Source organism: Arthrobacter sp. MMS24-T111 (assembly GCF_054888995.1).
The window spans coordinates 1,046,016-1,070,891 of sequence record NZ_JBTZRO010000001.1 but is presented as its reverse complement, the minus strand read 5'-3'; the positions used below and the strand labels follow the sequence as shown (position 1 = coordinate 1,070,891).

The 24,876-nt window shown below is 65.4% G+C and carries 25 protein-coding genes, 1 tRNA gene and 1 pseudogene; 15 read left to right on the top strand and 12 right to left on the bottom strand.

Annotated features, from left to right (window positions below; genetic code table 11):
- On the bottom strand, positions 1–381 hold the full coding sequence (locus ACX5I6_RS04875) for a VOC family protein (RefSeq protein WP_018763390.1): 381 nt from the start codon (positions 379–381) through the stop codon (positions 1–3).
- A gap of 154 nt (positions 382–535) precedes the next feature.
- Between ACX5I6_RS04875 and ACX5I6_RS04870 the strand changes: the two genes are divergently transcribed.
- Both ACX5I6_RS04870 and ACX5I6_RS04865 read left to right on the top strand, forming a co-directional pair.
- Positions 536–1,153 (top strand): hypothetical protein, encoded by a 618-nt coding sequence (locus tag ACX5I6_RS04870; protein WP_461839667.1) that lies wholly within the window; start codon positions 536–538, stop codon positions 1,151–1,153.
- Between the two features lie 60 nt (positions 1,154–1,213).
- The gene (locus tag ACX5I6_RS04865) at positions 1,214–1,822 is read left to right on the top strand and encodes a DUF6919 domain-containing protein (RefSeq protein WP_133831426.1); all 609 of its coding nucleotides are present in this window, start codon (positions 1,214–1,216) and stop codon (positions 1,820–1,822) included.
- Positions 1,823–1,843: 21 nt separating this feature from the next.
- Here the strand turns inward: ACX5I6_RS04865 and ACX5I6_RS04860 are convergent, their stop codons facing one another.
- Together ACX5I6_RS04860 and ACX5I6_RS04855 are read right to left on the bottom strand one after the other, a co-directional pair.
- Positions 1,844–2,326, bottom strand: coding sequence for a pyridoxamine 5'-phosphate oxidase family protein (locus tag ACX5I6_RS04860; RefSeq protein WP_018763393.1), 483 nt, complete (start codon positions 2,324–2,326; stop codon positions 1,844–1,846).
- Between the two features lie 66 nt (positions 2,327–2,392).
- Positions 2,393–3,784 (bottom strand): flavin monoamine oxidase family protein, encoded by a 1,392-nt coding sequence (locus ACX5I6_RS04855; protein ID WP_461839666.1) that lies wholly within the window; start codon positions 3,782–3,784, stop codon positions 2,393–2,395.
- Positions 3,785–3,892: 108 nt separating this feature from the next.
- Here ACX5I6_RS04855 and ACX5I6_RS04850 point away from each other — a divergent pair, with 108 nt between their 5' ends.
- A complete protein-coding gene (locus ACX5I6_RS04850) occupies positions 3,893–4,633 on the top strand; it encodes a TetR/AcrR family transcriptional regulator C-terminal domain-containing protein (RefSeq protein WP_461839665.1) in 741 nt (246 codons plus the stop codon).
- 14 nt (positions 4,634–4,647) lie between these two features.
- Here ACX5I6_RS04850 and ACX5I6_RS04845 read toward each other — a convergent pair whose 3' ends face one another.
- On the bottom strand, positions 4,648–5,577 hold the full coding sequence (locus ACX5I6_RS04845; protein ID WP_461839664.1) for an NADP-dependent oxidoreductase: 930 nt from the start codon (positions 5,575–5,577) through the stop codon (positions 4,648–4,650).
- Between the two features lie 100 nt (positions 5,578–5,677).
- Here ACX5I6_RS04845 and ACX5I6_RS04840 point away from each other — a divergent pair, with 100 nt between their 5' ends.
- Positions 5,678–6,409: a FadR/GntR family transcriptional regulator gene (locus ACX5I6_RS04840; RefSeq protein WP_461839663.1), complete on the top strand. Its 732-nt coding sequence runs from the start codon at positions 5,678–5,680 to the stop codon at positions 6,407–6,409.
- Between the two features lie 107 nt (positions 6,410–6,516).
- On the opposite strand, the gene ACX5I6_RS04835 is transcribed toward ACX5I6_RS04840, so the two are convergent.
- Positions 6,517–6,599, bottom strand: a tRNA-Leu gene (locus tag ACX5I6_RS04835).
- A gap of 394 nt (positions 6,600–6,993) precedes the next feature.
- Between ACX5I6_RS04835 and ACX5I6_RS04830 the strand changes: the two genes are divergently transcribed.
- The 7 genes and pseudogenes from ACX5I6_RS04830 to pknB all read left to right on the top strand — a co-directional run bounded on the left by ACX5I6_RS04830 (position 6,994) and on the right by pknB (position 16,428).
- The gene (locus tag ACX5I6_RS04830; RefSeq protein ID WP_461839662.1) at positions 6,994–7,743 is read left to right on the top strand and encodes an FhaA domain-containing protein; all 750 of its coding nucleotides are present in this window, start codon (positions 6,994–6,996) and stop codon (positions 7,741–7,743) included.
- A complete protein-coding gene (locus ACX5I6_RS04825; RefSeq protein ID WP_461839661.1) occupies positions 7,740–8,222 on the top strand; it encodes an FHA domain-containing protein FhaB/FipA in 483 nt (160 codons plus the stop codon). The genes ACX5I6_RS04830 and ACX5I6_RS04825 overlap by 4 nt, the downstream gene beginning before the upstream one ends.
- A 2-nt stretch (positions 8,223–8,224) precedes the next feature.
- Positions 8,225–9,921, top strand: a pseudogene (locus ACX5I6_RS04820) (PP2C family protein-serine/threonine phosphatase).
- Positions 9,918–11,306 carry an FtsW/RodA/SpoVE family cell cycle protein gene (locus ACX5I6_RS04815; protein ID WP_461839660.1) on the top strand — a complete coding sequence of 463 codons (1,389 nt, stop codon included), beginning with the start codon at positions 9,918–9,920 and terminating at the stop codon, positions 11,304–11,306. The pseudogene ACX5I6_RS04820 and the gene ACX5I6_RS04815 overlap by 4 nt, the downstream one beginning before the upstream one ends.
- A complete protein-coding gene (locus ACX5I6_RS04810) occupies positions 11,303–12,763 on the top strand; it encodes a peptidoglycan D,D-transpeptidase FtsI family protein (RefSeq protein WP_461839659.1) in 1,461 nt (486 codons plus the stop codon). The genes ACX5I6_RS04815 and ACX5I6_RS04810 overlap by 4 nt, the downstream gene beginning before the upstream one ends.
- Positions 12,760–14,466 (top strand): serine/threonine protein kinase, encoded by a 1,707-nt coding sequence (locus ACX5I6_RS04805; RefSeq protein WP_461839658.1) that lies wholly within the window; start codon positions 12,760–12,762, stop codon positions 14,464–14,466. The genes ACX5I6_RS04810 and ACX5I6_RS04805 overlap by 4 nt, the downstream gene beginning before the upstream one ends.
- 15 nt (positions 14,467–14,481) lie before the next feature.
- Positions 14,482–16,428: a Stk1 family PASTA domain-containing Ser/Thr kinase gene (gene pknB / locus ACX5I6_RS04800; protein ID WP_461839657.1), complete on the top strand. Its 1,947-nt coding sequence runs from the start codon at positions 14,482–14,484 to the stop codon at positions 16,426–16,428.
- 20 nt (positions 16,429–16,448) lie between these two features.
- Here the strand turns inward: pknB and ACX5I6_RS04795 are convergent, their stop codons facing one another.
- The 3 genes from ACX5I6_RS04795 to ACX5I6_RS04785 are packed head-to-tail and all read right to left on the bottom strand — an operon-like array spanning position 16,449 to position 18,054.
- Positions 16,449–17,090 carry an aminodeoxychorismate/anthranilate synthase component II gene (locus ACX5I6_RS04795; protein WP_461839656.1) on the bottom strand — a complete coding sequence of 214 codons (642 nt, stop codon included), beginning with the start codon at positions 17,088–17,090 and terminating at the stop codon, positions 16,449–16,451.
- A complete protein-coding gene (locus ACX5I6_RS04790; RefSeq protein WP_018762796.1) occupies positions 17,087–17,257 on the bottom strand; it encodes a hypothetical protein in 171 nt (56 codons plus the stop codon). Before ACX5I6_RS04790 ends, ACX5I6_RS04795 begins: the two co-directional genes overlap by 4 nt.
- A 2-nt stretch (positions 17,258–17,259) precedes the next feature.
- The gene (locus ACX5I6_RS04785) at positions 17,260–18,054 is read right to left on the bottom strand and encodes a class E sortase (protein ID WP_285246535.1); all 795 of its coding nucleotides are present in this window, start codon (positions 18,052–18,054) and stop codon (positions 17,260–17,262) included.
- Between the two features lie 173 nt (positions 18,055–18,227).
- Here ACX5I6_RS04785 and ACX5I6_RS04780 point away from each other — a divergent pair, with 173 nt between their 5' ends.
- Both ACX5I6_RS04780 and ACX5I6_RS04775 read left to right on the top strand, forming a co-directional pair.
- Positions 18,228–18,479, top strand: coding sequence for a cell division protein CrgA (locus ACX5I6_RS04780; RefSeq protein WP_461839655.1), 252 nt, complete (start codon positions 18,228–18,230; stop codon positions 18,477–18,479).
- Positions 18,480–18,513: 34 nt separating this feature from the next.
- Positions 18,514–19,119, top strand: a complete 606-nt coding sequence (locus tag ACX5I6_RS04775; protein ID WP_461841674.1) for a DNA-3-methyladenine glycosylase I — start codon at positions 18,514–18,516, stop codon at positions 19,117–19,119.
- Between the two features lie 185 nt (positions 19,120–19,304).
- On the opposite strand, the gene ACX5I6_RS04770 is transcribed toward ACX5I6_RS04775, so the two are convergent.
- The 3 genes from ACX5I6_RS04770 to ACX5I6_RS04760 all read right to left on the bottom strand — a co-directional run bounded on the left by ACX5I6_RS04770 (position 19,305) and on the right by ACX5I6_RS04760 (position 21,741).
- Positions 19,305–19,772, bottom strand: coding sequence for a carboxymuconolactone decarboxylase family protein (locus tag ACX5I6_RS04770; protein ID WP_461839654.1), 468 nt, complete (start codon positions 19,770–19,772; stop codon positions 19,305–19,307).
- 538 nt (positions 19,773–20,310) lie between these two features.
- Positions 20,311–21,186 carry a rhomboid family intramembrane serine protease gene (locus ACX5I6_RS04765; RefSeq protein ID WP_461839653.1) on the bottom strand — a complete coding sequence of 292 codons (876 nt, stop codon included), beginning with the start codon at positions 21,184–21,186 and terminating at the stop codon, positions 20,311–20,313.
- 9 nt (positions 21,187–21,195) lie between these two features.
- Positions 21,196–21,741: a peptidylprolyl isomerase gene (locus tag ACX5I6_RS04760; RefSeq protein ID WP_018762802.1), complete on the bottom strand. Its 546-nt coding sequence runs from the start codon at positions 21,739–21,741 to the stop codon at positions 21,196–21,198.
- A gap of 155 nt (positions 21,742–21,896) precedes the next feature.
- Here ACX5I6_RS04760 and ACX5I6_RS04755 point away from each other — a divergent pair, with 155 nt between their 5' ends.
- Both ACX5I6_RS04755 and ACX5I6_RS04750 read left to right on the top strand, forming a co-directional pair.
- Positions 21,897–22,883 (top strand): hypothetical protein, encoded by a 987-nt coding sequence (locus tag ACX5I6_RS04755; protein WP_461839652.1) that lies wholly within the window; start codon positions 21,897–21,899, stop codon positions 22,881–22,883.
- 111 nt (positions 22,884–22,994) lie between these two features.
- Positions 22,995–23,870, top strand: a complete 876-nt coding sequence (locus ACX5I6_RS04750) for a glycosyltransferase family 2 protein (protein WP_461839651.1) — start codon at positions 22,995–22,997, stop codon at positions 23,868–23,870.
- 24 nt (positions 23,871–23,894) lie between these two features.
- Here the strand turns inward: ACX5I6_RS04750 and ACX5I6_RS04745 are convergent, their stop codons facing one another.
- Complete coding sequence (locus ACX5I6_RS04745) at positions 23,895–24,836, bottom strand: DMT family transporter (RefSeq protein WP_461839650.1); 942 nt, start codon at positions 24,834–24,836, stop codon at positions 23,895–23,897.
- Positions 24,837–24,876 lie beyond the last annotated feature (40 nt).

Genomic DNA, 24,876 nt, shown 5'->3' with positions numbered 1-24,876 from the left:
TCAGTCCTGGTGGATCTGGATGTAGTTGCCGCAGCCGTCGTCGAACACGGCACTGGTGCCGAAGGGATCCGTGGTGGGCGGCGTCTTGAAGCTGACGCCGGCCGCCGTCAGCCGTTCGAATTCGGCCTGGACGTCCGGGACGCCGAAGACGATGGCGGGCAGGCCCGCTTCGCGCACGGCGTTCATGTAGTCCGCGCCGATCGGGTTGTCGCTGGGCTCCAGGAGCAACCCCGTGGAACTGTCGTCCGCGCCGGGGTCCTTGATGATGTATAGGTTGTACTCAGGCATGGCCATGAGCGTGTCAAAGCCCAGGGTCCCCGTGTAGAAGGCATGGGCCGCTGCGGGATCCTGGACATGGATGCTGCACATTTTGATACGCATGGGTCCACGCTACCCACCTCCCGATGCTTTGCAGTACGCCCTGTGGCCATTCCCTGACGCCATTGACGCGGTGCCCGGAAGACGATGCAATGGAATGACCAGCCCGGGCGTTCCGGCCGGGGCCTGCGGGCGCTGGAGGTGCACAATGTCAGCCATGGCCGAATTCCTGTTCCAGGGACTGCATCAAGGTGCGTGGGCGGTCCTGTTGTGTGGTCCGGTCCTGGTTGCCAGCGTGGCCGCCACAGTTTTTGCCGTACGACGCCGGGCACTGGGACCCAAGGGCCGCGCCGCCGAGGTGCCGGACCAGCTGTTCTGGGACCTTTTCCTGGGCTCGTGCGTTGCACTTCCGGCGTTGATCATCCCTGCGATGGTGTCCCCCTGGTCCGGGCTTGTCATGGCGGGCGCGGCGGTGGCCGCGGGAATTGCCGCCCACCACGCCACCCCCCGGTACCTGGCCTGGCATGCGGGCCGCCGTGAGCACCGCCGGCAGCTCTCTGCCCATCAGGCGGCGACGGCTCGGCATGACGAGCTTTTGCTCCGCTGGCGCCGCTATGAGCTCGATCCGGCCAGCATGATCGACTACCCCGCCCTGACGGACGTGCGCCTGCCGGAGACCTCCGCCCTGATCAAGGCGATGCGCACGGCGGACCAGCTGCGCACTGCCGCGCACGCGACGTACCCGGACGCCGTCGGGAGCCTGGCGGCAACCCTGGCGGCGGCCGAACGGGCGTCCGGAATTCCATCCCGCCAGCCGGCCGACCAGGCCGGCTGAGGTTAACTGCTGTGTCGGGGGCGGTGGATCGGGCCGCCGCCCCGGCGATAGCATCCGAAGATGAAGCCTGAGGAAGTGCCGGTCCATGACAAGTTCGGCCGGCTGTTGGAGGACCGTGGAGTCTGGCGCCAAGCCACTACCCTTGAGGCCGCCGGGGAACTGACGGCCCGGTGGCTGGAGGGCGGTAGTTCCTACCAGCCCGGACACTTTGCCCCGGGCTCCGACGACGAGACCAGGCCCATCGCCGGGGCCTTGGCAGAGCTGAACCGGCACGGCCTCTTCACCAAGGAATCCCAACCGGGCATCCGGGACGGTGCGGCGGCGCAACGCGAATACGTCACGGGCTTCTGCAGTGCCGCCACCGCTGGTGAACTGCTGGCGCTGTCCACCCGCACCGAACTGGTGACGGTGGCGCACGCGCCTGGCGAGGCCAGCAGCGCAGCCATCCCCGTGACCATCGCCGGATCGGAAGTGACCACGGTCCTCGGCTCCAGCGAAAACCCGGTGGAAGAGGAACAGATCCGGGACTGGGCCGTGGAAACCAACGATGCCCTGGCCCTGCTCCTCGCGGACTCCTGGTACGTGGAGATCCTGGATCCGCTGTGGGGCCGCAATGACGTGCTGCTGCCGGCAGTCCTGCAGGCGTTGAAAAGGGCGGAGCAGCCGTAGCCGCTCCGCCCCCTGGTTCTGCTAAAGCTCCACGGTTCCGCTCTCGCCAACACTCATCCGGCTGTTGGTGACCTTAGACTTCACCCACTGCAGCACGGTGGCCGCAGTGCCACCCGGGCTGGTCCAGTACTCCGCGGAGTCCGATTCGACCCGGAGCAGGCACACTTCGGGGGTGTCCGGACCGTCGGGGAACCACGCCTCGACCACCTGGTTCCACATTTCGTGGATCTTGGCCCGGTCCGTGACCACCTCGGCGGTTCCGGCAACGGAAACCCATTCGGTGTTCTTGCCAAAGGCGACGTTGACGCGCGGATCTGCCCGGACGTGCGCCACCTGCGAGGTGCCCAGGCCGGTGAAGAACCACATATCGCCGTCGTCCATGACCTCCTGGACTGCCAGCGGCCGGCTGACGAGGGCGCCTTCTTCGTTGATGGTGGTGACCATCCCGATCTTGGCATCGTTGATGATCTCAGTAACCTTGCTGATGCTCTGCGCGTCAGTCATGCCTCACCTCGTTCGTCTGAAGTCGGGGACGCTCCCCGCCGCCAGCCTATTAGTAAGCATGCTTATTTACCAGCCGGCGGCAACCGGAACCTTCGCCACCTCGGCGATGCGCGCGGCGGTCAGGCGCCCCATGCGGACGGCACCGTCGACGTGCTGGTAGCCTTCCGCAGCCAGGTCGGACGAGGACCAGTAGATAGGTCCCACGGGGGCCAGCTGGTCCTTGCCGTAGCGGTGCAGGCCGCCCAGGTCGTAGCTGGCAGCGTAGGCGCCGCGGGTCCACTCCTCCGAACCCCAGTCGGATTCGAAGTAGACCTCCGGAGCCAGGGCTTCGTCACCAAGGAAGCCGGCAATGGATTCCAGGATGGCCTTCTTCCGGGCGTCGGCGCTGAGCTCAAAGACGGCGTCCGCCTTCTCATCCGAGACGAAGCCCACCAGCGTGCCGCGGGAATCTCCGTAGTTGGTGTTGTCGTAGACCTCCTGCACCAAAGCATCCGCGCCAAAGCCGGTACCCGAAAGTCCCTTGTCCCGCCAGAAAGGAGTGGCGTAGACGGCATGGACCTTGATAACCAGGCCCAGGGACTGGTGCTGGTGCATCTGGTGCTGGCGGCGCGGCAACGGCGGGTTGAACGAGACCCGGGAGTAGAGGTTGGGCGGCACGGCCATGACCACAAAGCGGGCATTGACGGTGGCGCGGTCAGACTCGACGGCCACCCGGTAGCCGCCGTCGGCATCCTGCTCCCAGTTGATGGTGCGCACCGGGGAGTCCAGCACGACGTCGTCGCCCAGTTCCTGCGCCTGGAGCAGCGAAACCTGCTGCATCCCGCCCACCACGCGCCGGTCGAGGATAAAGTCCTCGTCTGTCAGGTGGGTGAACGACCCGGCGGAGGCTGCCATCAGGACCGCCTGCAGGGCGGAGAAGGCGTGGGCCGGCTTGGTGAGCATGCCGCCTGCGATGAAGAGGCCGATGTTCTTGCAGGCTTCCTCGTTGGCCGAGTGCTGCCGCAGCCAGTGATGGAAGGAGATGGTGTCCAGTTCGCGGGCTTTCGGGTGGGCCCACGGCTCCGTAGCGCCAATCTCGGCAGCCAGTCCGTCCAGGAGGGCCACCAGGCGGTCCATTTCGACGGCGGTGTCCGCGTCCACGGGGAAGGAGTCGCCGGTGTACCGCACGGGGGTGCCGTCCGCACCGATGTAGATGGACTCGCCGTCGCGGTAGCGCGGGTAGGTCTCCAGGTTCAGTTCCCGGAGGAGTTCCAGGAGGGCGGTCTGGTCCGGGGAAACCCACTGGCCGCCAATCTCGAGCATGGCGCCGTCCACGGTGTCCGTCCAGGTGCGGCCGCCCACGCGGTCGCGGGCCTCAAGTACGGCGACGGTGAGGCCGGCCTTCTTCAGTTCACGGGCGGCGGTGAGTCCGGACGGCCCGGCTCCAACGACCACGACGTCGCGGTTCAGGTTCAGCATGATGTCCTCTCTTCGGCTTCCTTAGTGACGGAAACCACTAAATGAATGGCATTCATTTAGTAGAACTATAACCGGTGGCATCCGGGAGCGGAAGTCCCGGATGGAATAATGCTGGAGACCACCGACGAAAGGGCAGGAATGCCGGCACTATCAGCCGCACAGGGACGCGCCGCCACCAGCGGGGGCGCGCAGAGGAGGCGGGCGGGCAGGCCGTCGGCGGCGGTTCTGGACAAAGCGGGGATCACCTCGGCGGCGCTGAAGCTGGTCAGCCGCAAGGGCTATGACGGACTGACCATGGCCGCCCTCGCGAAGATGCTCGACGTTGCGCCGTCCGCCCTTTACAACCACGTGGCGTCCAAGCACGACGTGCTGCTCCTGGTGGAGGACCATCTGATGTCCCTGGTGGATGTCTCCGGATTTGGCCACGGCAGCTGGGAAGACGCCGTGCGCACCTGGGCCTGGAGCTACCGGGATGTCTTTGCCGAACACACCCCGCTGATTCCCGTCATCGCTGTCCTGCCTGTAACCGATGCCCCGCAGACCCTCGCCATGTACGAGACCGTCAGCAAGGGATTTTCCGACGCCGGGTTCCCCCAGGACCGGATCGTGCCATCCATAGTGGCACTGGAGTCCTTTATCTTCGGCTCCGCCTACGACGTCACTGCGCCCGAGGACATTTTCGACGCCGGTTCTATGGCGGAATCCACGCCCTATTTCACGGCCGCCGTGCGAAATTCCGCATCAGGGGAAGTGGCGCCGGCCGGGCAGGAACGCGGCCGCCCGGCCGACACCGCCTTTCGCCTTGGACTCGAGGCGCTGATTGCAGGCTTCGGGGCAATCAGGAAGTAACGGTCACTGCGGACTCAGGCTGTGTGGTCCACCGCCACGACGATCTTGCCCCGGGTATGTCCTTCCATGTTGAGCCGGAATGCATCCGCTGCGCGGGCCAGGGGAAACACCTCGGCAACCTCCACCCGCATCTTCCTGTCGTCCACCAGGTCAGCCAGTTCCTGAAGCTGGGCGCCAACAGGACTGACCCACATCCAGGTTCCGCCATGCTCTTCAACGTCGCTGTCGGCGATAGAAGCATGCCGTCCGCCTTCGGCAAGCACGGCGAGGGTGGCCGCCAGGTTGCCGCCGACAAAATCGGCAACCACCTCCACTCCATCAGGACGGAGGGACCGGACCCGGTCGGCAAGACCCTCACCATACGTGACGGGGTGCGCGCCCAGGGAGCGGAGGAAATCGTGATTCTTTTCCGACGCCGTCGCAATGACCTCGGCGCCCAGTGCCACCGCAATCTGGATGCCCAGGGATCCCACTCCGCCGGCGCCGCCGTGGATCAGTACGGTCTCGCCTGAGCTGAGGCCGAGGCGCTTTAGCACCTGGTAGGCAGTCAAGCCCGCCAGCGGAAGGCCTGCGGACCCGTTCCAGTCAAGGGTGGCGGGCTTCCGCGCCAGGAGCCTTTCGGGCAACGCAATGTATTCGGCGAAGCTGCCGCCGTGGACGTAGTCCTTGCGCCCGTAGGCGATTACTTCGTCGCCGGGCTTGAACTGCGGGGAATCGATTCCCACCGACTCCACCACGCCGGCAACATCCCATCCCGGGATCGCCGGAAACTGCAGGTCCATGGCGGCGTCCAGGTAACCCGCCATGATCTTCCAGTCCACCGGATTGACTGCAGCCGCCTTCACCTTGACCAGGACCATTCCCGGGCCCACCTTCGGCATGGGCTGCTCGGTGAGCTCGAGGACGTCGGGGCTGCCGTATTCGCTGTAGGTAATTGCCTTCATGCCTGGGTCAACGGCATCGCCGCCGGGCGCTATTCCTGCCGCGGCCCGGGAGTGGCGAGTACAACAGAAAACCGTCGCCTTCGGCTTGTAACCTTGACCCATGAGCCGGAACCTCACCGCGGATCTCGCCGCTGACCTTCGAAACCGCATTGTCGACGGCGTCATCCAGCCGGGCGAGAAGCTGCCCAGCGAGAACACGCTCATCAGTGATTTCGGCGTCAGCCGCACGGTGGTCCGGGCAGCCCTGACACGGCTGCAGGCCGAGGGACTCGTTGAAACCGAACGCGGACGCGGCAGTTTCGCCCTCACGCCGCCCTCGGACTCGCCGCCGGCCATGCCGGGTGGACGTCCTGTGGCCAGCACCGAGGACAGGCTGCGCCTGCTGGAATTCCGCATGGGCGTGGAGACGGAGGCCGCGGCACTGGCAGCCCGCAACCGCACCGACAGGCAGTTGCGGGCCGTCGGCACGGCATTGGAAGCCTTTACCGAAAGCTCCGGCCACCCTGCCCACGCCATGAAGTCGGACTTCGAATTCCACCGTGCCGTGGCTGCGGCCTCCGGCAACGCCTATTACTCGGACTGCCTGGCAGCCTTGGGGCAGACCATGATCGCGATGCCGCGCACCCGCCTGATGACCGGCGTCGAGCATTATGCCCGGGACCATTTCGATCAGGTAGTACTGGAGCACCGCTCCATCCTGGAGGCCATCGCGGATGGTGACGAGGCGGCCGCGGCGGCTGCCATGCGGAGCCACCTGGCCAATTCACGACGCCGGTTCAAGGCGTCCGCGCGCCCGGCCGCGCCGCAGGACGCTTCGCCGCCGCATTCCTAAGCGTGTTCGCACACCCGCTCTTTATAGGGACGGATCCGCGAACCAGCCCATGAGCGGCCAGGAACGCAAAAAAGCCCCGGTCCAAGACCGGGGCTTTTCCATGTGCGTGCGCGAGGGGGGATTTGAACCCCCACGCCCTTTCGGACACTGGCACCTGAAGCCAGCGCGTCTGCCGTTCCGCCACTCGCGCGCAACTTCTTCCACTCAGCCGGCCCGGATTTCCGTACCTGCACCTCGTAAAAGCAGCGAGATCAAGCATAACGGACACATGCGGCAAATTACCAATTGGCCGCCAGGCAGCCGCCTCCGGCACCCCGGATCTGGTTGGCGGCAGCGCAAAAACTGCACAGGAACGGGCCGGGGAGGCCGCCGAGAGCCGGTCCGGCGGCAGTGATGCCCGGTTGTGAAGACGAACTTTTGCCGGCGCCCGGCCGTTGTGGATTAAGGTCATTCACGGGGCTGGCCAGTAGTATCGGATACAGGAGCGGCTGCCGTCGGCAGCCACCCCACAATGCGGCGCACTGCACTGCAGGTGCTGGTCAGGAACAACGTCTTCCCTGGAACCGGGGGAAAGGAGAAGAACCATGGGTCTGCTGGACAGGGTCGAACGCGGCATTGAAAAGGCCGTCCGCGGTGTCTTCTCCACCGGGTCCAAGGCCCAGGTCGAGCCTGTGGAGATTGCCAGCAGGCTCCGCCGCGAAGTGGACCACAAGGCCCTTACCGTGGCTGCAGGCCGCACATTGGTGCCCAACGTTTTCGATGTGCAGCTCAGCGATGAGGACTTCCGGCGGGCACAGGAGTGGGGTACTCCCCTCGCCGAGGAACTCTGCGACGTCGTCATCAACCATGTCCGCGGCCAGGACTACATTCTCCAAGGGCCGGTCAGGATTTCCTTTCGCCGGGAGTCCGGGCTTCGGGCCGGTGACTTCGAGATCGCTTCCTCCACCGAGAAATCCCAAGGCTCCCCAGCTCCGGCACCCGCCCCGGCGCGGCCCAACGTTCCCGCAGCACCGAGCCGGCAGCCCGCGAGGCTCCAGCCTGTGCTCGATATCGACGGCCAGCGCTATTCGCTGAACGCCCCGTCCATCATCCTGGGCCGGTCCTCCGAGGCAGACATCCATATCGAGGACACGGGTGTCTCGCGCCGCCACCTCGAAATCCGCACGGCCGACGGCGTAACGAATGCGGTGGACCTTGGTTCCACCAACGGCAGCTACGTCAACGGGCAGAGGGTCTCCGGGAGCACCGAACTCACGGACGGCTCCACCATCACGATGGGACGGACAAAGATTATCTTCCGCCTGCTTCCTGCCAGCCCGGGTGGCCGCGCATGAGCGACCTCACCATCACCGCGCTGCGGTTCGGCTTCCTGCTGCTCCTCTGGGTACTCATCTTCAGCATCGTCTCCGCCATGCGCCGCGACCTCATGGTGGGCCGCAAGGCAGCGGCCGGCGCACCCACGGCACGCCAGGTCCGGCGCAACCCGGAACTGGCCGAACCGACGCAACAGCCTGTGAAGCAGCAGGCCCGGCAACTGGTGGTCGTGGAAGGCCCACTCAAGGGCAAGACCCTTCCCCTGGCCGCCAGCCCCATCCTCCTGGGACGCGCCCAGGAAGCCACCCTGGTCCTGGAGGACGATTACGCCTCCGGCCGCCACGCCAGGCTGTTCCCGCAGGGAAGCCGGTGGTTCATCGAAGATCTCGGCTCCACCAATGGAACATACCTGGGAGACCAGCAACTGACCCGCGCCTTGCCGGTTGAGCCAGGGGTACCCGTGAGAATCGGCAAGACGGTCATCGAATTGAGGCCGTAGCCGTGGCCGTGACTGAAAAACCCGCACCCGGATCCGATCCGGCGGAGCGGCCCCTCATCATGCGCTACGCAGCGCGTTCGGACGTGGGCCGGATCCGCTCCAAGAATGACGACTCCGCCTACGTCGGCCGGCACCTCGCAGTGGTGGCCGATGGCATGGGTGGGCACGCAGGTGGTGACGTCGCCTCCGCCGCCACCGTCCTGGACATGATCCACCTGGACCGGCCCGACTACGGCGACGATGCCGGCACCATCCTGGCCGACGAAATACAGACCGCCAACTCCCTGCTCTCCGAACTGGTGCACATCAATCCCAAGCTCGCGGGAATGGGCACCACCGTGACCGCCCTGCTGCTTGCCGGGGAAAGCTGCACTTCGCCCACATCGGTGATTCCCGCGCCTACCGGCTCCGCGACGGCGAATTCAAGCAAGTCAGCGTGGACCACACCTTTGTCCAGCGGCTGATCGACGAAGGCCGCCTCCGGCCCGAGGAAGCCGAAACGCACCCGCACAAGAACGTACTGATGCGTGTCCTGGGTGATGTCGACGCCAGCCCCGAGCTGGATCTGGACACCCTCGAAGCGCGGCAGGGCGACCGCTGGCTGCTGTGCTCGGATGGACTGAACTACGTTGCAGGGCATGCAGTCGAACGGACAATCCGGGAAACCAAGGACCTGCGCGAGTGCGCGGAAACCCTGGTTGACCTGACCCTTGAGGCTGGCTCCCCGGACAACGTCACCGTGGTGGTGCTGGACATCGTTCCGGAAACGCCCGACGACGTCAGCACGGCCGCCGTCGAGATCATCATGCCGCCGCCGGGCACCAAGTCCGCTGCCGCGGCAGCTGCCGGAGGGACCGCCAAGCCTGCAACCCCCGCCGCGGATCAAGCCAGTCAGGCTCCCGCACCGGCGGATAGAGGCACCGGCGACGATGCGAACGGCTCCGCATCCACCGACCCCGGGGACGGCGACGCCACCGACCCGGACTCAGGTTCCGCCGAGCCCGGTAGCACGGACCCGCACTTGGGCGAACACCTGTCCGCCGAGGTCCTCCGCGAGGAGCTCGCCTCCCGTCCACATGAACTGGTGGGCGCGGCTGCTTCGGCCGCGGAATCCGGGTCCATCCCCACGGTTGCCGGCCGTACCGTGGCCAGGCGCGCAGCGACACTGCTCACCCACAAAGCGGAACCTGCCGGCGACACCGCGGACACCCTTGTTCCGCTTCGTCCACGCCGCTGGATCGCGTGGTCCGTTGCGGCCGCCGTCGTGGTCGTGGTGGCGATCGGCCTATGGCTGGGATACGCCTGGACGCAAACCCGCTATTACGTGGGCGAGTTTGACTCCCGGGTGGCCATCTACAACGGGGTTTCCCAGCGGCTTGGCCCCATCCAGCTCTCGTCCCTCGAAGCTGTGACTGATATCCGGATGGATTCCCTGCCGCCCTTCTCGCAGCAGCGCGTCCGCCAGACCGTGCCGGCGAACGACCTCTACGACGCCCAGCGGATTGTCAAGAACCTCGAACTGACGGGCAGCACCTCACCGGAAGAGGAATGCCCCAGGCCGTCCGCGTCCGCGTCGCCGCCCGCACCAACCGACAGTGCGGCTCCCCCGCCGGCATCAGGCGCTCCAGCTCCCACGCCCACACCGACGGCACCGTCACCTTCACCCACACCCACCGTCACCTGCCAGGGGGCCAAATGAGCCAGGTCAATACCGCCCCCAAGCCCCGCCGCAACGTTGAACTCCTCCTGCTGCTGCTGGCACTGATGGTGGGCATCGGCGCCAACATGCTGGTGGGCGTGGACCAGGAGAAGGCCTTCGACTCCGATTTCTGGTTCCAGTCAAGCCTGCTCGCCGTTGCCGCCTTGGTGTTCCACGGAGTATTGCGGTTCCGGGCAAAATATGCCGATCCAGTAATACTTCCAATCGTTGTTGCCCTCAATGGCTTGGGCCTCGCGATGATCCACCGCCTGGACGCTCCCGGCGAGGACACCGGCAACAACCAGCTCCGGTGGACCCTCATCGCCATGGCGGTGGCCATGGCGGTGGTCTTCTTCCTTAAGGACCACCGCGTCCTGCGACGGTTCACCTTCATCTCCTTGGCTGCCTCGGCCCTGCTGCTGATCCTGCCGCTTGTCCCAGGGATTGGCGCTGGCGAGATCCTTGGCGCGCAGGTGTGGATCAGGGTGGGTTCCATGACCTTCCAGCCGGGCGAGGTAGCCAAAATCACCCTGGCCATATTCTTTGCCGGGTATCTTTCCTCCAACCGCGACCTCATCCTGCTGGCTGGCCGCAAGATCGGCCCCATGCAGTTCCCGCGGTTCAAGGACATGGGACCCATGATCACGGCATGGCTGGTCAGCATCGGCGTACTTGTCTTCCAGCGGGACCTGGGTTCCTCCGTGCTGTTTTTCGGCCTGTTTATCGTGATGATCTACGTAGCCACGAGCAGGATCAGCTGGGTGGTGATCGGGATGGCCCTGCTCCTTGGCGGCGGCTTCATTGCGGCTCAGGTGTTCTCCCACGTCCAGCAGCGCGTCTATGGCTGGCTCAACGCCTTCTCCCCCGATGTCTACGAGAACGGCAGCCGGCAGGTCATTGAGGGGCTGTTCGGCATGGCCAACGGTGGGCTGGTGGGCACCGGCCTTGGCCAAGGGCGGCCGGACCTTGTTCCCTTCGCCAACAGCGACATGATCGTCGCCTCACTGGGCGAGGAGCTTGGCCTGATCGGCCTGTTCGCCGTGGTCCTGCTGTACTTGCTGTTTATCACCCGCGGCTTCCGTGCCGCCCTGGGCACCCGTGATGCATTCGGAAAGCTCCTTGCCTGCGGCCTGTCCTTCGCAATCGCCCTTCAATGCTTCGTGGTCATTGGCGGCGTCACCCGGCTCATTCCCCTGACCGGGCTCACCACACCGTTCCTTGCTGCCGGGGGTTCCTCGCTCTTGGCCAACTGGATCATCGCAGGACTTCTCCTGCTGATTTCGCACGCGGCGCGCGGCCCTGTGGACACAACTCCGCTCCCTCCCACCGGAACGGCGGCGGCAATTGGCATTGATACTCCAACAGAGGCGGTGAAACAGGCATGAACCAGGCGATCCGACACTCCTGGGTAGCCGCAGTGGCTATGTTTGCCCTGATCTTCGGCGCCATCAGCTTCGTGCAGGTTGTGGGGGCCGACGACCTCAAAACCAATCCGCTGAACCAGCGCGCCATTCTCCAGAACTACTGCAACGACCGCGGCGCCATTATCGTGGGCGGGACGCCGGTGGCGGAGTCGGTGGATACCGGTTCGGAGACCTGCAAGTTCCAACGTACCTACGCGCAGCCGGAGCTCTACGCCGGGCTCACAGGATACTTCTCCAAAAACTACGGGGCCACAGGGCTGGAGCAGTCCATGGGCGCCGAACTTGCGGGCAATTCCGACCAGCTCTTCCTGGACCGGGTGGGCCAACTCTTCTTGGGTAACCAGCCCAAGGGCGCGTCGGTGGAGCTCACCATCGACCCCCAGCTCCAGCAGCTCGCCTACAGCCTGATCCCGGACGGCCAGCGCGGTTCGATCGTGGTCACCAACCCCAAGACCGGCGCCATCCTGGCCATGGCATCCAAGCCGTCCTATAACCCGAACCTGGCAGCCACGCAGAACGCCGCCGCGGAAAGCGCCAACATGAACGAACTGGTGAAGGTCCCTGGCATCAACTTGAACCAGAACGTCAGCGGCCCCACCGGCGAACTCCTCGCTCCGGGTTCGGTATTCAAGCTCGTTGATACGGCGGCCGCCCTGGCTTCCGGAAAGTACAACAAAGACAGCGTCCTTCCCAACCCCGCGGAAATGCCGTTCGACGGCATCCAGTACAAACTGCCCAACTATGCCGGCGGCAACTGCTACACCAAGGACACCGCAAGCTTCGCTTTCGCGCTGCAGCAGTCCTGCAATACGCCGTTCGCCAGCATCGCCCTGGACCTTGGCCGCGACGCCATCGCGGCCCAGTACAAGAAGTTCGGGCTCGGCGAGGATGTTGGGGGTCTACTGAAGCTGGGCCACGCGACCGGAAATGGGTTCCCCGACAACCTGGACAAGCCCGGACTGGCCCAGTCCGCCATCGGCCAGAAGGATGTCCGTGTCACGCCGCTGCAGGTCAACATGATGACAAACGCCATCGCGAACGGCGGCGTCCAGATGGCACCGAGCCTGGTCAAGACCCTGCGGTCCCCGGATCTGCGCGTCATTGACGAGCCCCAGCCGGCACAGCTCAGGACGTCCACCACCCCGGAAATCGCCAAGCAAATCACCGACTGGATGACCAGCGTGGTGACTGACGGCATCGCCAAGGGCGCCGCCGTCCCCGGGGTACAGGTCGCGGGCAAGACCGGCACCGCCGAGCTCGGAAACGGAACCAACAATTCGTGGTTCACCGGGTTCGCCCCCGCTGATAACCCGAAAGTCAGCGTCACGATTGTCATGGAAGGCGTAGACATCTACGCGGGAGCAAAGCTGACCAGTCCGAACGCGAAGAAGATTTTTGAGGCGGTGTTGAATAAGTGAGGCCTACAACCGGAATCACCCTCGGCGGCAGATTCCAGCTGACCACGCGGATCGCGATCGGCGGTATGGGCGAAGTCTGGAAAGCCAAAGACCTCGTCCTGGGCCGCATCGTCGCGATCAAGGTGCTGAAGGAGGAATACACCGGCGACCCCGGCTTCCTGCAGCGTTTCCGCGCCGAGGCCCGCCACACGGCCCTGCTCAACCACGTGGGCATCGCCAACGTCTTCGACTATGGCGAAGAAGAGGGCTCCGCCTACCTGGTCATGGAACTGGTCCCGGGCCAGCCGCTGAGCAGCATCATCGAGCACGAACAAGTGCTCTCGCCGGACCGTACGCTCTCGATGATCGCCCAGACCGCCCGGGCGTTGGCCGTTGCCCACGCACAGGGCCTGGTCCACCGCGACGTCAAGCCGGGCAACCTGCTGATCACCCCCGACGGCCGGGTGAAGGTCACCGACTTCGGTATCGCCCGCCTCGCCGACCAGGTCCCCCTGACCCAGACGGGCCAGGTCATGGGGACAGCACAGTACCTGGCGCCGGAACAGGCCACCGGGCAGACGGCTACCGGTTCATCGGACATCTATTCCCTGGGCGTCATCGGCTACGAGTGCCTCACCGGCCACCGGCCCTTCTCCGGTGAATCGCAGATCGCCATTGCCCTGGCCCAGGTGAACGATGCGCCGCCTCCACTCCCGGAGTCCCTGCCCACCCCGGTCCGTGCGCTCCTGATGTCCATGCTGGCCAAGGATCCGAAGAACCGCCCGGCCAACGCCATCAAACTGGCTGAGGCCGCGGAGGCCATCCGGAACGGCGACATCAACGCAGCACGCGCCGCCGTGCCGGGCATGCTGCTGTTCGATGCCGAGACCGGACCCATCACCGCCCCGGTGGACACAGCCACTGCTCCCACCGGCGTGATCGGCGCTCAGCGTGATTCCGCTCCCACCGCAACGTCGGCATTGCCGGTCCTGGGTGCCGGTGCCGCGGCCGGGGTTGCTGCAGGCGCAGCGGCGGCCGGCGCGGACGGTCCGCAGGGGCCCCTCGCTCGCGCGAACGCCCTGGAGGCGGAGCGGAACTGGGACCAGGAGGAGGAGACGTACGACGACGGCCCCGCCGACGAGCCGCGGCGCAAGGGCCGCAGTCCCTGGACCTGGCCTTTGGTCGCCTTAATCCTGCTGCTCCTGTTTGCCCTGGTGGGTTTCCTGCTGAACCAGGTGGGCCTCTTCTCGCCGACCGGCAACCCGACGTCCGGCACCAGCACCAGCACCAGCAGCAGCCCTTCCCCGTCGGCCACCCCCACCCGCACCACCCCGTCGGCCACGCCCACACAGACCCGCAGCACACCGACCCCCACGCCCACGCCCACCCAGGACACGGTCAACGTGATCCCCGCGGCCTATCTGGGCAAGGATTACCGGCAGGTCCAGGCTTCGCTGGCAGGCCTGGGGCTCCAGGTGACGGTCCTGCCGCAGGAGAGTACTGCAACCCCTGGAACTGTCCTGGAGCTAAACCCCACCGGAACGGTGCCCAAGGGTTCGCTCATTACCGTCATCTACGCCACCGCACCGAAACCCGCCCCCACCACGGCGGCCCCGACACCGGCGCCCACCACCTCACCCGTGGCGGGGCCGACGCCCATCTCACCGCTGCCAAGCTGTGCGGCCGGCCAAACGCCCGGAACGCCACCAACCTGCACTCCCTGACCGCCGGGACCACCAGTGAATGAGTCATCACGCACACCGCTGCACCGGGAGGACAAGCTTCCGGTGGATAACCGGCGTGTCCTGAGCGGCCGGTACGAGCTCGGCAGCCTCATTGGCCGCGGCGGCATGGCTGATGTCTACCGGGGAACCGACACCCGCCTCGGCAGGACAGTGGCCATCAAACTGCTGCGCCCAGACATGGCCAGGGACCCCCAGTTCCAGGCACGGTTCAAGCGTGAGGCCCAGGCGGTGGCTGCCTTGAACCACCCCTCCATCGTGGCCATCTTCGATACCGGCGAGCACCTGGTCCACGATGGCTCCGCCGAGGACGTGCGGGTGCCCTACATCGTGATGGAATTCGTCGAGGGCAAAACGCTGCGCGATATGATCCGGGCCAAGGAAGTGACCATAGATCACGCCATCGATTACTGCCTGGGGGTGCTGGGGGCCCTGGAATACAGCCATAAAGCCGGGATCGTTCACCGGGACATCAAACCGGCCAACGTGATGTACTGCCCGGGTACCAATTCGGTGAAAGTGATGGACTTCGGCATTGCCCGGGCCATTGCTGACTCCTCCGCCACCATGACCCAGACCCAGGCGGTGGTGGGCACGGCGCAGTACCTGTCTCCGGAGCAGGCCAGGGGCGAAACCGTCGACGCCCGCAGCGACCTCTACTCCGCAGCGTGCCTGCTCTACGAGATGCTGACCTCCCGGCCGCCGTTCGTTGGGGACAGCCCGGTATCCGTGGCGTACCAGCACGTGCGGGAAATTGCCGATCCACCCAGCAGCCTGAACCCCGACGTTTCGCCCGCCCTGGATACAGTCATCGCCAAGGCCCTGCAGAAGAACCGTGACGACAGGTTCCAGGACGCTGCAGCCTTCAGGCGTGCCCTGCGGGCGGCGAAGGCCGGCGTGGCCGTGCCGGCCGTGGCGGCGTCGGAGGCGCCCACGGATCCCAACGACCATGTACCGGATGCCGAGCCGCGCACCGAGGCTTTCGCGGCGACGGGCGCAAGCTTCCTTGATGATGCTCCCACGGGGCGACTGGCTGCCGCCGGCCTGTACCACGACGACGACCCGGCCGGTCCGCTGGAAGTGGCGGACGCGCACACAACGGCTGAGCCGCTGCCGCTCGGCCTCCCTCCGGAACGTGAGCCCAGCAGGCGGCAGAAGTCCCGTCGTCGTGCGTGGATTGCCACCCTGGTGATCTTGACCCTGCTGGTCCTTGCAGGGGCCGGCCTTTGGCTTTATGAAACAGTCAACCGCCCGGCGCCGGTGGCCAAGGTGCAGATACCTTCGGTGGCGGCCATGACGGAGAGCGCCGCGCTGCAGACGCTGTACAACGCGAACCTGCGCCCCAAGATCACCAGGCTGCAGAACGATACCGTTGCCAAGGGAACTGCCATCGGCACCGACCCTTCGGCCGGGGCGTCGATGGATCCAGGTGCCGAGGTGGTCCTCAACGTCTCCGATGGCCCCAGCGCAGTGAAGATTCCTGACAGCCTCCCGGGCAAGACCGAGGCTGCCGCACGGGACATCCTTCGCCAGGTGGGCCTGGTGGGCGCTCCATCGACCACCACGGCCAACAGCGCCACGGTGCCGGCCGGAATCGTCATTACGTCGAACCCGGCCCCCGGGCAGAGCGTCGGCGTGGGCACCAGCGTCGAGCTGGTGGTGTCCACGGGCAAGGTGGTGGTTCCTGAACTGCGGGGCCTCTCACGCGAGGAAGCCGAGGCCGCGCTGAAGGGGATCGGGTTGGTCCCCCTGGTGGTCGAGGTGGAGAACTCCCAAGTGGAACCGGGCAAGGTGACGGATCAAAGCGACCCCGTCAACGCCGCCGTCGAACAGGGAAAGACCATCACGGTGGTGGTTGCCAAGGCACCCGCCCCCACGCCGTCTCCGACGCCGACCCCCACCGACACGCCCACGCCCACGCCGAAGCCCACCAAGAAGGGCTGAACCGCCGCCCTTCGGCCCTGTTAGTGCTGGATGAGCGGGCTTAGCTTCGCCGCACGCGCGGCGGCGCCCGTCATGCCCAGGGACTCAAGCCAGTTGCCAAGCATCTGGTAGCCGCCCTCGGTGAGGACCGATTCGGGATGGAACTGGACTCCGCAAAGCGGTGCGGTCTTGTGCTGCAGTCCCATCACCACCCCGGAAGCGGTTTGTGCCGTGACCTCCAGGACGTCGGGAATGGATTCCCGGACCGCCGCCAGCGAGTGGTAGCGGGTGGCCGTGATGGGGGAGGGGAGGCCCGCGAACACGCTGGTGCCGTTGTGCTCCACCTGCGAGGTCTTGCCGTGCATCAGCTCCGGGGCATGGGTGACGGTGCCGCCGAACGCTTCCGCCAGTGCCTGGTGGCCCAGGCACACACCGAACATCGGAACGCCGTGTTCACCGCACCACTTGATCAGCTCGATGCAGACGCCTGCCTCGGCGGGGTTGCCGGGCCCGGGTGAGATCAGGACGCCGTCCCGGGCGCCGGCGAGTTCGATCGCCTCGGCCAGGGTGACGTCGTCGTTGCGGACCACTGTGGTTTCTGCGCCGAGCTCCTGGAGGTAACCCACCAGGGTGTAGACAAAGCTGTCGTAGTTGTCCACTACGAGGATCTTGGTTGTGGTCATGGCTGGTCTGCTGAACCAATCGTCGAGTCGGTGAATTGGGTGAAGTGGGACATCCAGGGGAACAGGAACTGGACCATCAATACCAGGGCAAGGGCTACCAGTACCAATGAGAAGACAATCCTCAGCCAGAGCGGACCGGGGAGGTGGCGGAAAATCCAGGCGTACATGCTCAGCCCTTCCCTGTGGCGGCTGCAACCTGTGCCGCGATCTCAGCCGGCGGGCCGGCGGATGCCGGACGCCAGCTGTCCAGCAGGGCATAGGCAATGATGCGTTCTTCGGCGCCGAAGCGGGGGTTGCAGCTGGTCATGGTCAGGTAACTTTCCGTGGGTGCCACACCGGGTTGGGTGGGTACCGGTTCCAGGACATCGGTGCGGGACGGCAGCACTATCTGGTTGTTGCGGAAAACGTAGACGTAGAAGCCGTCCCTGGTCTGGACGTAGATCTTGTCGCCCGGAACCAGGGTATGGATATTGTCCAGCACCGCGCCGTGCGTCTGTCGGTGGCCGGCCACCGCGAAGTTGCCCACCGCGCCGGGCATGGCCGTGTTGCTGTAGTGTCCCAGCCCCAAGGTGTCCAGCACATCCTGGCTGGTCCCCTGGACGATTGGACGGGTGTAGGTGGCGCCGAACCGGGGGATGTACATGATGCCGATCGTGCCGGCGTGGCCCGGGGCGGTACCCACCACGGGCTTGCCGAAATCTTCCCCGCCTGCCGGTGGCGCGGCCGGTGCCGTTGCTGCCGGGGACGGCGCGGCGGTGCTGAGGTCCTGGGCAAATTCCTTGATGACCTGGCTCTGTTTGGCGTCGGATTCAACATTTGTCCACCACAGCTGCCACGCCACGAAGAGCAGGAGGATGATGCCTGCGGTGATCAGCAGTTCGCCGATGACCTGGATGGTTCCACGTAGCAAGGAGCCACGGCGGGCGGGCGGGGCCACGGGCCCGGCCTTCTCCTGCAATACCACGCGTTCTCCTCCGGGCGTCCACCCCGGGCACCGGGTGCCCATCAACTGCGGCTAGAATTGGCTGCTAGTAAGAATCCAGATTTGACCAAGATCGCGCAGACCGCTGGCAATTTCCTTCTTGCAGGATATCAAGCCCGGGCCGCCGAGCTTGCCCAGCCTGCCAAGGAGAGCCAGTGCCCGAGTCGAAACCTCGCAAGAAGACCGTCAGCACCGCCCAGCCGGCTTCCACCGAGTCCTACAAGCCCAACCCCGTCTGGTTCAAGCCGGTGATGTTCGGCCTGATGATCATCGGACTCTTCTGGATCATCACGTTCTACATCAGTGAGGGACGTTTTCCGGTCCAGGCGTGGCAGTCCTGGAACATCGTGGCAGGCTTCGGCATTGCCATCGTGGGGTTCCTGATGACCACCCGCTGGCGTTCCTGACGCGTTCGCAACGCTACTTTCGAGGAGGATCAAGCTGTCTCCCGATTCCGCCGGCGTGGTCATTGGCGACGACGGCCTGGCCCGGCCCGCGTGGGCATCCACAGATCCGCTGATGCGCGCCTATTACGACCAGGAGTGGGGGCTGCCCGTCACTGACGAGCAGGGCCTCTATGAACGTATTTGCCTGGAGGGATTCCAGGCCGGGCTCTCCTGGGCCACCATCCTGCGCAAGCGTCCCGGCTTCCGTGCCGCCTTTGCCGGTTTTGATCCCGACGCCGTGGCCTTGTTCGGCGATGGCGACGTGGAACGGCTGATGCAGGACCCGGGGATCGTCAGGAACCGCCTGAAGATCCATGCCGCGGTCAAGAACGCCCGGGCCACCCTGGAGCTTCGGAACGACGGCGGCCTGGTGGACTTTGTCTGGAGTTTCCGCCCGGCGAGCACGCCGCGTCCGCGTGTAGCCTCGGACATTCCCACCCAGTCGACGGAGTCGGTCGCATTGTCCAAGGCGTTGCGGAAACGGGGCTTCTCGTTCGTTGGCCCCACCACCATGTTCGCCCTGATGGAAGCGGTGGGAATAGTGGACACGCACCTTGTGGCGAGCCACCGTCGGGGTTCCTCGGGGATCTGGGCCGAGTAGCGCCGCTACGGCTGTCCCCAGTTGTGGGCAAGGTTATCCACAGTGTGGATAACGTTGCCGGTATCGTGCATCAGCGTTCTCCTGTGGCGCCCGACTGCCCAGCCAGGCGGAAATTTGCCCGGCAGATGTGGTTATTAACAGTGTGGAATACCTGTGGATAACCAGCGTCCCGGCCGGATCCGCTGCTAGGGGCGGTTGCGCCTGACGGGATGGTGGCTGGTGATGGAAACCCGGTTGAAGGCATTCATGGTCACAGCCACCCAGCTCACTGCGGAGAATTCATCCGCCGTGAGGCTCTGCCTTGCAAAGGCTTCTTCCCTCTCGCGCGATTCCTGGTCGGGCAGTTCCGTAATGCTTTCCACCAACGCCAGCGCAGCCCTTTCCTTGTCCGTAAACAGGGCCGTTTCCCGCCATGCCGGCAGCACCGCGAGCCGCTGGGAACTTTCGCCTGCGTCCGTGGCCTTCCGCACGTGCAGGTCCAGGCAGTAGGCGCAGCCGTTGATCTGCGAGATCCGCACGTTGAGGAGCTCCAGCAGGCCGGCGCTCACGCCTGCGGCTTCCGCTGCCTCCTGCACCTTCAGTCCAAGGCCGCTGATCGCCCTCCACAGGGCTGGGTGCTGCTTATCGAGGTACAGGTGCTCGGTGGCGCTCACGGAAGTCCTTCAGGGTAGAACGGCTGGGCAGGGCACCATCATAGGCAGACGCGCCGGAGGGGCCGACGCCGCGGTTATGCACTTAACAACATCCGGATACCCACAAGTTATCCACAACTGTGGGTAACAGCGTGGAAATCAAAGGCGGTTTGGCGGTCTGGCCTACTCGCACCGCGAATTCGGTGCGGGAAACTACAGGGTTGTTACTTATTAACAGTGTGCATAACGCTGTCGATAAGTGTGGGTATTACCTTGGACGGGGGCGCCCAGGGGGTACTTTGCGGGCTGTTATCCACATATTGGCCCTGGATCGTCCGCTTATCCACTTACGCACAACCCTATCCCCACAGGTTATCCACAGGTGTGGAGAAATCGAGGATATCCGGGGCCGAGAAAGAAATTGAAGGCCACTGTCCGGGAAACAGGATCTGAACTACACCTCTGTAAGTTACCAACACTGTGGATAAGGTCTGTGGAAAACACGAATGCCCGGCACCTGTGGTGCCGGGCATTCGGGTTGCTCGTGAACCGCTGGGAGTTACAGGGAGACCCGCAACCACGTCAGGGCAACAAGCAGGGCCACCACCGCGGCGAGCCCCGCGGCCTGGATGAGGCCCTGCCGGGGTCCCCGCGGGGTGTAGGCGAGGACGGCTGCACAAAGCCCGCCGGTGACCAGTCCGCCCAAGTGGGCCTGCCAGGCGATTTGGGGGACCAGGAAGCCGATGACGCCGTTGATGGCGATCAACACCCACAGCTGGCGGGTATCGCCTCCGCGCTGGCGCTGGACCAGCAGCATGGCGCCAAACAGGCCGAAGATCGCTCCGGATGCCCCAACCACCCCGACCGGCGGGGCCTGTGTCAGTAGGGGGGTGAGCAAGAGGTATCCGACCGATCCCCCCACGGCGGAAATTAGATAGAGAGCCAGGAAACGAAAACGTCCCAGAAGTGGTTCCAGGGCCTGGCCGAAGATCCACAAGGTGTACATATTGAGCAGGATATGGAGGAAGTTGTCCGGCGAATGCAGGAATGCCGAGGTGAGCATCCGCCACGGTTCAAGCTGCCCCACAATCGGGTCGACGAACACGTTGGCATATGCGAACGTGTTGAAGATCCACCGCCCCGGGACAATGAACTGGAAGACCTGGAGGACCGCGCAGACCGCAATGATGGCAAACGTCACCATCGGCCTGCCGGTGGCCACAGCCCCGCCGTAGACCGTCCGGGCTTCGGGCGTCGTCCGCCGGGTTTCGTTGACGCAGTCAACGCACTGGAATCCGACGGCGGCCGCCCGCTGGCAGTCCGGGCACGCCGGGCGGCCGCAGCGCTGGCAGCGCACATAGGACGGCCGGTCCGGGTGCCGGGGGCAGACCGGAACCTGGGCGGACGGCTCAGCCGACGGAATTCCGTAACTCATGCTGTGGTATTAGAGCTGTTCGATGTCGATGCTGTTGATGGTGACATCCTCCACGGGGCGGTCACCCATGCCGGTGCGGACGCCTTCGATGGCGTCGACGACCTTCTTGGACTCCTCGTCCGCCACCTCACCGAAAATGGTGTGCTTGCCCTGCAGCCAGTCCGTGGGAATGGTGGTGATGAAGAACTGTGAACCGTTGGTGCCTTTGCCCATCTGGATGCCGGCGTTGGCCATGGCGAGCTTGTAGGGCTGGTTGAAGCTCAGTTCCGGGTGGATTTCGTCATCGAAGCGGTAGCCGGGGCCACCGGTTCCGCGGCCCAGGGGATCGCCGGCCTGGACCATGAAGTCCTTGATGATGCGGTGGAAGATGGTTCCGTTGTACAGCGGAGTGCCGGTCTTGTCCTCACCGGTTTCCGGGTGGGTCCAGGCCTGCTCGCCGGTGGCAAGGCCAACGAAGTTCTTGACCGTCTTGGGCGCGTGGTTCCCGAAGAGGTTAACCACGATGTCGCCGAGGCTGGTGTGGATGGTTGCTTTTGCAGTTGCGATGGCAGTCATAAGCCTCATTCTTCCATGTCCACTTTGGGCGGCAACGGCTGCGGCAGCAGTTCCGCGCTGGGTGAAATCGGCCTAAAATCCGCAGAGTGAATAGCCCGTGGTGGTCCGGGCACGTAGGCTAGCGACAGAACCGTCACATTAATCGGGAGGTAGTTGTGAAGAAATCGGATCGTATTGCCCGTGACCTTGAGCAGTCGGTCACCAGTGCGGTGGAAAATGCCAAGGACTGGGCGGCCCCCCGGGTGGAAGCAGCGGTGGACTGGGCTGTTCCGCGGCTCCAGCACAGCCTGGATACCGCATCTCCCAAAATCCAGGAGGGCCTGAAGACCGCAGCGCACAACCTGGCTGACGGTGTCGCCACTGTGACTCCCAGGATCCAGGACGGACTGGCCCAGTTGGCGCCGAAGATCAACGACGTCGTGGAAAACGCATCGCCCAAGCTTCACGACGCCCTGGACAAGGCAACGCCCGTGGTCCTGAACGCCCGTGACCGCGTGGTGGTGGACTACCTGCCCAAGCTCTCCGACCAGATCGGCGTGGCTTCGGACGCGGTGCACCGCACCCTTGAAGGTGCACCTGCCCGCGTCGACGCCGTCGCCCAGAAGCTCGGCGACGCGGGAATCGTGCACGCCATCCAGGAGCAGGCACAGGCCACCGGAACGCAGCTCAAGGCCGCCGCAACCGAGGCAGGCCGCACGGTCGGCCTCCAGCTGTCGCAGCCCGAGCCCAAGAAGAAGCGCGGCTGGCTGGTCTTTGGCGTGATTGCGGCGGCAGTGGCCGCCGGCGTTGCCGCCTGGAAGGCCTCCAAGCCCGTGGAGGACCCCTGGAAGACTCCGTCGCCGGTTAGCCCCACGCCTGCTCCGGTGCCCGCCACCACCGTCAGCGAGGTCAAGGAGCATGTGGCCGACGCCGCCGGTAAGGCTGCAGACGCCGCAGGTTCCGCAGCCTCCGCCGTCGCCGACAAGGCAGCGGACGCGGCCGAAGCGGTCAAGGACAAGGCTGCAGACGCCGCTGACAAGGCCAAGCACGTGGCCGACGATGCGGCAGGGGAAGCATCCACCGCCGCAACTGATGCCAAGACGGCCACCAAGAACATCGCGTCGAACATCGGCAACGACGGTAAGGGCACCACCGAGGCTTAGTCCCTCACCACGCACTGGGGGCTCCGTTTTGAACGGGGCCCCTTTTGTGTGCCCGCGTAGGCTCCGGGCCCGGCCGCGGCAGGACACCGCCCGGATGCTAGATTTGAACTGATGTCAGCCGATCGATCCTCTGGGGATGCCTTGAACGACGCAGCCGAACAGCTCCGCGTGTCCATTGTCATTCCGGCGTACAACGAGGAAAGCGTCATCAGGCAGTGCCTGATCGCTGCCATCTACCAGTCGGTTCCGGCCCACGAGATTATCGTGGTGGACAACCTCTCGAGCGACCGCACGGCCGCGATCGTCAGCCAGATGCAGCTCGAATACCCGGAAAGCCCCATCATCCTGCTCAGCCAGGACCGGGAGCAGGGCCTGATCCCCACCAGGAACTTCGGGCTCAATCACGCCACGGGAGATGTCCTTGGGCGGATTGACGCGGATTCCATCGTAGAACCCGACTGGGTGGAACAAGTCCAGAAGGCCTTTGCAGATCCCGTCGTCCAGGCCGCAACCGGGCCCGTGGTGTATTACGACATGCCGATGCGCCGTTTTGGGCTGAAGGCGGACGACAAGATGCGCCAGCTCATGCTGAAGCTGGCCAAGCACCAGTACCATTTCTTGTTTGGCTCCAACATGGCGCTGCGCGCCAGCGCCTGGGAGACCATCCGGGACGAGACCTGCCGGGACGAGAAAGACGAGATGCACGAGGACATCGATTTGTCCTTGCACCTGGCCGACCATGAGCTGCCGGTCCGCTACTGGCCGCAGATGGTGTCCGGCATGTCCGCGCGCCGGCTTGAGGACTCTCCGCGGGACTACCGCTACTACGTCACCCGGTTCGACCGGACCTACAAAGCCCATAATGTGCGCAAGATGGCATTGAAGGCCCCCATGGTGGTCTTTTTTTCCGTGTATTTCCCGGCGAAGCTCCTGCGGGCCATCCACACCGTCAACACCGCCCAGCCCGTACGCCGCGGCGGACAGTAGGGCCCGGCGGCGGCAGGCTTCCTGTCAGTCCGTCCCCAGTTCGGCCAGTGGACGGCCCGACGGCGGTTCCTCCCCGGGCGGCAGTGGCGGCTTCCCTGCCCTGCCGGAGCGTTGCCCCAGGACGACGACGGCGAGTCCCGCCAGGATGAGGCCCAGCCCGGCGTAGGTGCCCGCCGGAAGGGTCTCGTGCAGGAAGACGGCAGCCAGCAGCGCGGCCCCGGGAATTTCCAGCAGGATGATCATGGAGACGATGAGGGGGCTCATGGTGGCCAGCAGGTGGTTGAAGGCCGTATGGCCCACCAACTGGGCGCAGACGGTGATGGCAGCGATACCCAGCCACCCTGCCGGCTCGAACCCGGCCAGGGGCTGGCCGGCCACCACGGCCAGCACCGCCACGAGGACCGCGCACATCCCGTAGCAGAGCGTGGTGTACGTCCCCGTGGTCATGCTCTGCCGGGCCCTGCCGCCGGCCAGCGTGTAGAGCCCCGCCAGGGCGCCGCCCGCCATGGCCAGCAGGTCTCCGGTCAGTGCCTGCGGAGAGGATCCCAAATCGAAGCCGGTAATCGCGACAACGCCGCCGAAGGCAATGCCCAGGCCGGCAAGGACCTGCCAGCGGTGCCGGGTTCCGCGGATGAGTTGGAAGACGGCTATCCAGCCGGACTGCAGGCACACCAGCGCTGTGGCCGCGGCAACGGAGGTCAGTTGCAGCGATGTGATGAAGCAGGCGAAGTGCAGGGCGAGGGCGACGGCGGCCAGCAGGGACCAGCGGAACTCGCGGGCAGTGATGCTGCCGAACTGGCGGGGCTCCCGGATAAGTGTGGGCGCAGCCATGACCACGGAACCGATGGCGTTGCGCCAAAAGGCGATGGCGAGGGCGCTGACGCTGGTGGCACCCAGGGTTGCAGCGATGAGGGGGCCCGACGAGGCGACGCCGAGGACACCCAGGGCCGCGAAGAAGAAGTTCATTGGATACCCCCTGGTGACGTCCCCGGAGGGAAAGGAGAAC

Excerpts from the sequence above, each read along its gene's own strand:
- ACX5I6_RS04875 (WP_018763390.1), bottom strand. The coding sequence starts at position 381 with ATGCGTATCAAAATGTGCAGCATCCATGTCCAGGATCCCGCAGCGGCC.
- ACX5I6_RS04870 (WP_461839667.1), top strand. The coding sequence starts at position 536 with ATGGCCGAATTCCTGTTCCAGGGACTGCATCAAGGTGCGTGGGCGGTC.
- ACX5I6_RS04865 (WP_133831426.1), top strand. The coding sequence starts at position 1,214 with ATGAAGCCTGAGGAAGTGCCGGTCCATGACAAGTTCGGCCGGCTGTTG.
- ACX5I6_RS04860 (WP_018763393.1), bottom strand. The coding sequence starts at position 2,326 with ATGACTGACGCGCAGAGCATCAGCAAGGTTACTGAGATCATCAACGAT.
- ACX5I6_RS04855 (WP_461839666.1), bottom strand. The coding sequence starts at position 3,784 with ATGCTGAACCTGAACCGCGACGTCGTGGTCGTTGGAGCCGGGCCGTCC.
- ACX5I6_RS04850 (WP_461839665.1), top strand. The coding sequence starts at position 3,893 with ATGCTGGAGACCACCGACGAAAGGGCAGGAATGCCGGCACTATCAGCC.
- ACX5I6_RS04845 (WP_461839664.1), bottom strand. The coding sequence starts at position 5,577 with ATGAAGGCAATTACCTACAGCGAATACGGCAGCCCCGACGTCCTCGAG.
- ACX5I6_RS04840 (WP_461839663.1), top strand. The coding sequence starts at position 5,678 with ATGAGCCGGAACCTCACCGCGGATCTCGCCGCTGACCTTCGAAACCGC.
- ACX5I6_RS04830 (WP_461839662.1), top strand. The coding sequence starts at position 6,994 with ATGGGTCTGCTGGACAGGGTCGAACGCGGCATTGAAAAGGCCGTCCGC.
- ACX5I6_RS04825 (WP_461839661.1), top strand. The coding sequence starts at position 7,740 with ATGAGCGACCTCACCATCACCGCGCTGCGGTTCGGCTTCCTGCTGCTC.
- ACX5I6_RS04815 (WP_461839660.1), top strand. The coding sequence starts at position 9,918 with ATGAGCCAGGTCAATACCGCCCCCAAGCCCCGCCGCAACGTTGAACTC.
- ACX5I6_RS04810 (WP_461839659.1), top strand. The coding sequence starts at position 11,303 with ATGAACCAGGCGATCCGACACTCCTGGGTAGCCGCAGTGGCTATGTTT.
- ACX5I6_RS04795 (WP_461839656.1), bottom strand. The coding sequence starts at position 17,090 with ATGACCACAACCAAGATCCTCGTAGTGGACAACTACGACAGCTTTGTC.
- ACX5I6_RS04790 (WP_018762796.1), bottom strand. The coding sequence starts at position 17,257 with ATGTACGCCTGGATTTTCCGCCACCTCCCCGGTCCGCTCTGGCTGAGG.
- ACX5I6_RS04765 (WP_461839653.1), bottom strand. The coding sequence starts at position 21,186 with ATGAGTTACGGAATTCCGTCGGCTGAGCCGTCCGCCCAGGTTCCGGTC.
- ACX5I6_RS04760 (WP_018762802.1), bottom strand. The coding sequence starts at position 21,741 with ATGACTGCCATCGCAACTGCAAAAGCAACCATCCACACCAGCCTCGGC.
- ACX5I6_RS04750 (WP_461839651.1), top strand. The coding sequence starts at position 22,995 with ATGTCAGCCGATCGATCCTCTGGGGATGCCTTGAACGACGCAGCCGAA.
- ACX5I6_RS04745 (WP_461839650.1), bottom strand. The coding sequence starts at position 24,836 with ATGAACTTCTTCTTCGCGGCCCTGGGTGTCCTCGGCGTCGCCTCGTCG.